Here is a 6,316-nt window from a genome sequence, read left to right as displayed (position 1 = left end):
TCAGGCAACGCGGCGACAACCCCCGCTGATCAAGCGACTCCCACAGTTGATGGGGCTAAGCAAGCGCTGACCCAAGATGAAGACAGCTTTATTCCAACAGCGAGTAATAACAACAGCTTACTCAATATTAATGCCTCAAGTGCTTTGAACTATCAAGCATCTACAACCATGCAATTACAGATAGTGTCCAATAGTGGCCAACCCTGTAATATCAATATTTATAAAGAATACGCTAAATTTTTAGGCCCTGATTTTGCGCCGGACCCCAGCAGTCAAGTCATGCAAATCAATTCCGATACCTGTAGTTATTCGGGCCCAATTTATATTTTAAACCACCAACAAAAATTGTTAGCTGAAGTGGTTTCATTACAGCATTCAACGACTCAGTACAGTGAGATCCTCATCACCAGCAATACCATCACACTTAACCTTGATTAGCCGAACCTTGGCTAGCTAAAAGTCCATCTTGGTATGGACGCTTTACTTCCCACAATCCTCCTCAAACGTATATATAGCCAAGTTACTTCAAGATGCTGATTGTGTATTTTGAAGTAGCTTGGGTATAATAATCTGGATCCCTCATTCAAAGGCCAGTTAAATGCGTTTAACCATTTTCCATAAATTGTTTATCTCCCTGATGCTGATTAGCTTAATCATGATGGCTGGTATGGCATTATTAATAAATAATAGCTTTCAAAACGGCTTACAAAGTTACTTAAATCAAAGTGAAATTGAAAAAATAGAAACCATGGCAGAGCGGATCAGTGAGTATTATTCGCATAACAAAGGCTGGAAAGATATGCAGCAAAAGCCAGAGTTATGGGCACAATTACTGCAAAATATTGGCGAGCACCCCAGTCCTTCTAAAAAACACCCCGAACGGAAAGACTATAGATCCAGTTTTAATCGCCTTGAAGCTCGCCTAAACTTGCTCAACAAAAATGGTAAGTCCATTATCGGTAACCCGAAAAACTTACGCCGTTTACATAATAATATTCAGATCACCAAGATCCCTGTGATCAATAACAACAGAACTGTCGGATGGTTGTCGGTGATACAACGCGAAAGTATCAAAGGCCGTCTTGCCGAACGCTTTCTACGTCAACAGTTAGACAACTTTTATTGGATTGCAGCTTGGGCGGCATTGTTTTCATTTATTGTTGCGGCATTATTAGTACGCCACTTTTTAAAACCACTGAAAAACTTAGATAGCGCCGCAAAATCATTATCCAACGGTAACTTTGATTATCAAATTGATGTGCGTGGTAAAGATGAATTAGCGGAACTATCGCTCGCCTTTAACTTACTGACCACCACACTAAAAACCCAGAAAAAATCGAGAGAACAATGGCTATCGGATATCTCCCATGAATTACGCACCCCAATTGCGGTGTTGCTGAGTGAAATAGAAGCCATTGAAGACGGTATCCGTAAACCCGAACCGAAATACATCAGATCATTGCACGATCAAGTGATGACCCTCACCCGCTTAGTTGATGATTTATATTCGTTATCACTCTCTGATAGTGGTGTACTTATCGACACCTCCCAGAAAGTAGATATCACCAACATCATCAGTAATATTGCTAACCAAAATGAAGTGCGTTTAGCGGATAAACACATTGCTATACAACGCTTGTACGATCACAATCAGTGTATGTTATTACATGCCGATGCCAAATCAATAGCACAGTTAATTGGTAATTTATTTGAAAACAGTTACCGCTATACCAACCCCAATGGGCAAATAAATATTAATCTGCAGCAGACACTTAACGCGATATTATTAACCATTGAAGACAGTGGCCCTGGCGTGCCTGATGACGCCTTACCCAAACTATTCGACCGCTTATACCGCGTCGATAAATCTCGCAGCCGTGCCAATGGCGGCTCTGGTTTGGGTTTATCCATTTGTAAAAATATCGTCAAGATGCATAATGGCAGCATCAGCGCGCAGCATTCCGAACTTGGCGGCTTAAAAATAGCCATATCATTTCCGATTAAGGACAATTAACCCATGACACCATCAGCAAAAAAGATACTCGTGGTTGAAGATGAGCCGTCACTGGCCATCGTTTTATGTGAATACCTAGCTCAAGCTGGATTCCAAACCCACATCATTGATAATGGCCTAGCAGTAATTGACTGGGTGAAACAAGAAAGTCCAGATCTGCTTATTCTTGATTTGATGCTACCTCATCGAGATGGTCTTGATATCTATCGTGAATTACGAACCTTCAGCCAAGTCCCTGTTGTCATGGCAACGGCACGGGTAGATGAAATTGACCGCTTACTAGGACTTGAACTCGGCGCCGATGATTATATCTGTAAACCCTACAGCCCGCGCGAAGTGGTTGCACGCATCAAAAATGTATTACGTCGCACAGCCGAAGTTGCAGAGTCGTCTTCACAACATGGACTGGTGATTAATGATAAGCAAATGAAAGCCACATTTGACCATAATGAACTAACACTGACGCCCGCAGAGTTTCGTCTATTAAGTTTTTTTAATCAGCACCCTGGCCAAGTCTTTAACCGCGACCAACTGATGCAAAAAATTTATGCTGACAATCGTTTAGTCACCGACCGCACCATTGATAGTCACATCAAAAACTTACGTAAAAAATTGCAAGATGCAGCACCTGATAATGAATACATCAAATCTATTTATGGCGTTGGCTATCGATTCAGCCTCTGATTATGCCTATTTTTTTTAAATTACGCTTAATCTCCATATTTCCTCCATAATTCCTGCGCATTTGTTGCTTATAGTTACTCCATCAACAGGTTAACCGAGCGTTAACCTTGTTTAAGACTAACAACAAGCAACAAAGTGAGCTTATTATGAAAAAGACATTATTTATTACCGCAGCCTTATTAACAGCGATGACAACCACTACGTTTGCTTATGCAGATAGTCATAACAAACAACGTAATCATGTGTCTTTTGAACAAATGGACAGCAACCAAGATGGTAAAGTTTCTAAAGATGAAGCTACAGGCCGTCTAGCTGAAAATTTTGACAAATTAGACACTGACAACGACGGTTTCGTTACCAAAGCTGATCTGCCCAACCAAGGTAAGCATCATAACGGTAAAAAGTTTGCCGAAATGGATACCAACAATGACGGTAAAATTTCAAGAGAAGAAGCCACTGGACGCCTAGCGGAGAACTTTGACAAATTTGATACTAATGGTGATGGCTTCATTACTAAAGATGAATTACCAAGACGTGGTAAACATCACAAAGGCATGATGTTCAAAAACATAGACACTGATAATGATGGCCGAATTTCGAAACAAGAAATGATGCAACACTTTGACAAACTAGATACTAACGGTGACGGTTACATCACTAAAGAAGACATGAGAGCGCATCATCACAAACGTTAATTAAGCACAAGCAATAAATTACTCAATAAAAAAATGCCTGTTAGTTTTCACTAACAGGCATTTTTTTATTAGCTTTTGGCATGTTTTTAACTCTAAAGTGGAATATATTGTTAACTCGGTCATGTTTATTCGTGTAAAAGCTCCTTTTAATTAACTGAATTACATAAGATGAAGCTAATTTATAAATGTGACCCAGCTAACAAACTGAATGTGAGTGATTAATGTCAAAACCTTATCCCCTTGGTGCAAACTTACAGTCTGCAAATAGCTTAAAACCACAAGGCTGTAACTTTGCGATATATGCACCAGACTGCAGCAGCTTGCAATTAGTATTGTTTAATGGCAAAACACAGCGCAGTTTTACTATCGAAAATAAATATGCGGGTATTCATCATATTTTTATTACCGGCATTTGTGCAGGGCAAGAATATGGCTTTTCAAGCAATATTGACGGCCAAGATTGGCTGTTACTCGACCCCTATGCCAAAGCCGTTAGCAAAGCGCCTTATTATGAGCCGCCTTACAATGCCGAAAAAAGCTGGCACCTTGCCAAGGCGCTCGTTACCGATAATGCGTTTGATTGGCAAGATGTACCGCGACCTGCTGTGCCACTGGCTGAGACGATCTTATTAGAAACCCACACCAAAGGTTTTAGTCAGTTAAATCCCGCGATCACCTCAGCAGTCCCCGGTAGCTATCAAGCATTATCAGCCCCTGCCAATATCACCTTATTAAAGCAACAAGGTATTACCAGTGTCCAGCTACTACCGGTTGCGGTATGTATGCACGAACCACACTTATTAGAACAGCAAGGGGTGAATTATTGGGGTTATAGCACGCTAGCGTTCATGGCTCCCGAGCCGCGTTACGCAGCTGTTGATGCGGTCACAGAATTAAAAACTGCGATCAGAGAACTGCATAAAAACGGCATCGAAGTTATCTTAGATGTGGTCTTTAACCATACCGCAGAAGGTGGCCAAGATGGGCCTACCTTCAACCTTAAAGCGCTCGACCATCGCTATTATTTACGTGATGAAAATGGCCTACGCAACTACACGGGTTGTGGTAATAGCTTAGACCTAACCCATCAAGCCAGCCTTAATTTAGTCATGGATAGCCTGCGCTATTGGGTCACCGAATATCATATTGACGGTTTCCGTTTTGATTTAGCCGCTACCCTAGGACGTAATCGCGAACGCTTCAATCAAAAAGCGCCCTTTTTCCACGCTGTTGCTCAGGATCCTATTTTACAATCCACGAAGCTCATTGCCGAACCTTGGGATATTGGACCGGATGGTTATCAGTTAGGTTACTTCCCTGATGGTTGGAACGAATGTAATGATAAATTCCGCGATACGGTACGTAGCTTTTGGCGTGGCGATCACGGCTACTTAAAAGATTTCGCGACCCGAATTATGGGCTCTCGTCATTTTTTCAGTGGTAGTCGCTGGCCACACAAATTGCCCGTTAATTATATTGCTTACCATGATGGTTTTACCTTGCAAGATTTAGTGTCTTACAATGATAAGCACAACATCGCTAACGGTGAAAACAACCGTGATGGTCATGGTGATAACCGCTCGTACAATTGTGGTATTGAAGGTGACACTGATGATGTCGCGATTATCGCCTTTCGTGAAAAGCAAAAGCGTAATTTGATCACCACATTACTGTTTAGTTTTGGTATTCCGCATATTTTGGCTGCTGATATTGTGTCTCATACCCAAGGCGGTAATAACAATGCCTACTGTCAGGATAATGAGATAAGCTGGCTAAACTGGCAAATGGACGAGGTAAAACAAGAATTTCAAGACTGGATAAGCAAGATGATCGCGGCGCGTAAAAAATACATGCTGCCATTCATTGCAGCTTTTACTGGTGATGGACGTAATGATCATCGTATTAGCTGGTACTGCAGTAATGGCGACGTGATGCAGCAACATGACTGGGAACATCAAAGCAGCTTAGGTCTACACCTAGGTCTGAACACCGATGGCGATGAATTATTGTTGCTATTCAACCAAATCGATACTCTTGTTGATTTTAAACTGCCTGATGTACCGCCAATTTGGCACCGCGTTTGCGATACCAGTTCAATGCACCTTGCACCATTAAATGTAAACGATCACTACCAATTAGCAGGCCGCTCTATGGTGGTATTACAACGTAGTGGCGTTAGTACCACTGATAGTGTTATGACTGAGAGCAGTGTTATGGCTGAGAGTAGTATTATGACTAAGAGTACTACGACGACGAGCACTGTCGATACCGTCTAAGGCACTGACGCGTTTAATTTCTTGGGGGGTGAAATAAGCCTCCCGTAATTGCGCAATTTCCAGCTGTTGCTGCTCACTATCGCTGTTCTCATCAGCCGCGTTATTGGTAATAACAGCTAGCTCTTCTCTATATTCAGCTAACTTTACCTGCCACTGCTGACGCTGCACATCCAATGCCGCTAAACGGTCTGCCACTTCCGGTGAAAATGACTGCCGAGTAAGGTCTTGCAGCTCTGTCTGACTTGCCCCCTGGGTTTGCAAGGTTTGATATTGCTCACGGTATTGATTCAATTGATTGGCATTATGCTGCTGTGCCAATAACCACGCCGGTGCTGTAGTATCGAGTTCGGCTTGCGCGGTTTGTTTCTCAGCGTCACTTAATTCCTTGCTTTGATTAATCGCCGCCAACTTTAACATGTACGCTTCATACTCATCTGTTTGGCCAAAAAAAGCCACAATAACAGCATCATCAAGATAGATTGTTCGCGCATCAAGGACCATTTCACGGACTTGAATAACATTGTCTAATGCATATTCACCGATATCGTTAGGGTCTATACTCTGTTCGAATTGCAGCTTAATCACCGTCACTTGATTAAGATATTGTAAATAGCCCGCCAATATATCCGCCCCTTGGGTCAGCGCCG

6 protein-coding genes are annotated in these 6,316 nt (G+C 42.1%); 5 read left to right on the top strand and 1 reads right to left on the bottom strand.

Annotation, left to right across the window (positions count from 1 at the left end):
* The 5 genes from QNK26_RS02915 to glgX all read left to right on the top strand — a co-directional run.
* Positions 1–438 (top strand): hypothetical protein (locus tag QNK26_RS02915; RefSeq protein ID WP_319220764.1); only part of this gene is annotated, 438 nt, incomplete at its 5' end.
* Between the two features lie 160 nt (positions 439–598).
* Complete coding sequence (locus QNK26_RS02910; RefSeq protein ID WP_319220763.1) at positions 599–2,014, top strand: ATP-binding protein; 1,416 nt, start codon at positions 599–601, stop codon at positions 2,012–2,014.
* Positions 2,015–2,017: 3 nt separating this feature from the next.
* The gene (locus QNK26_RS02905; protein ID WP_319220762.1) at positions 2,018–2,698 is read left to right on the top strand and encodes a response regulator; all 681 of its coding nucleotides are present in this window, start codon (positions 2,018–2,020) and stop codon (positions 2,696–2,698) included.
* 146 nt (positions 2,699–2,844) lie between these two features.
* Positions 2,845–3,393 carry an EF-hand domain-containing protein gene (locus QNK26_RS02900; protein ID WP_319220761.1) on the top strand — a complete coding sequence of 183 codons (549 nt, stop codon included), beginning with the start codon at positions 2,845–2,847 and terminating at the stop codon, positions 3,391–3,393.
* Between the two features lie 221 nt (positions 3,394–3,614).
* A complete protein-coding gene (gene glgX, locus QNK26_RS02895; protein ID WP_319220760.1) occupies positions 3,615–5,669 on the top strand; it encodes a glycogen debranching protein GlgX in 2,055 nt (684 codons plus the stop codon).
* On the opposite strand, the gene QNK26_RS02890 is transcribed toward glgX, so the two are convergent.
* On the bottom strand, positions 5,553–6,316 hold a 764-nt coding region (locus tag QNK26_RS02890), incomplete at its 5' end, for a lipase secretion chaperone (protein ID WP_319220759.1). The genes glgX and QNK26_RS02890 overlap by 117 nt on opposite strands.

Origin of the sequence: Moritella sp., from assembly GCF_033791185.1 — a bacterium.
Taxonomy (GTDB): domain Bacteria; phylum Pseudomonadota; class Gammaproteobacteria; order Enterobacterales; family Moritellaceae; genus Moritella.
Note: the sequence above shows the minus strand (reverse complement) of the source record. Positions and strands in the feature narration are given on the sequence as shown.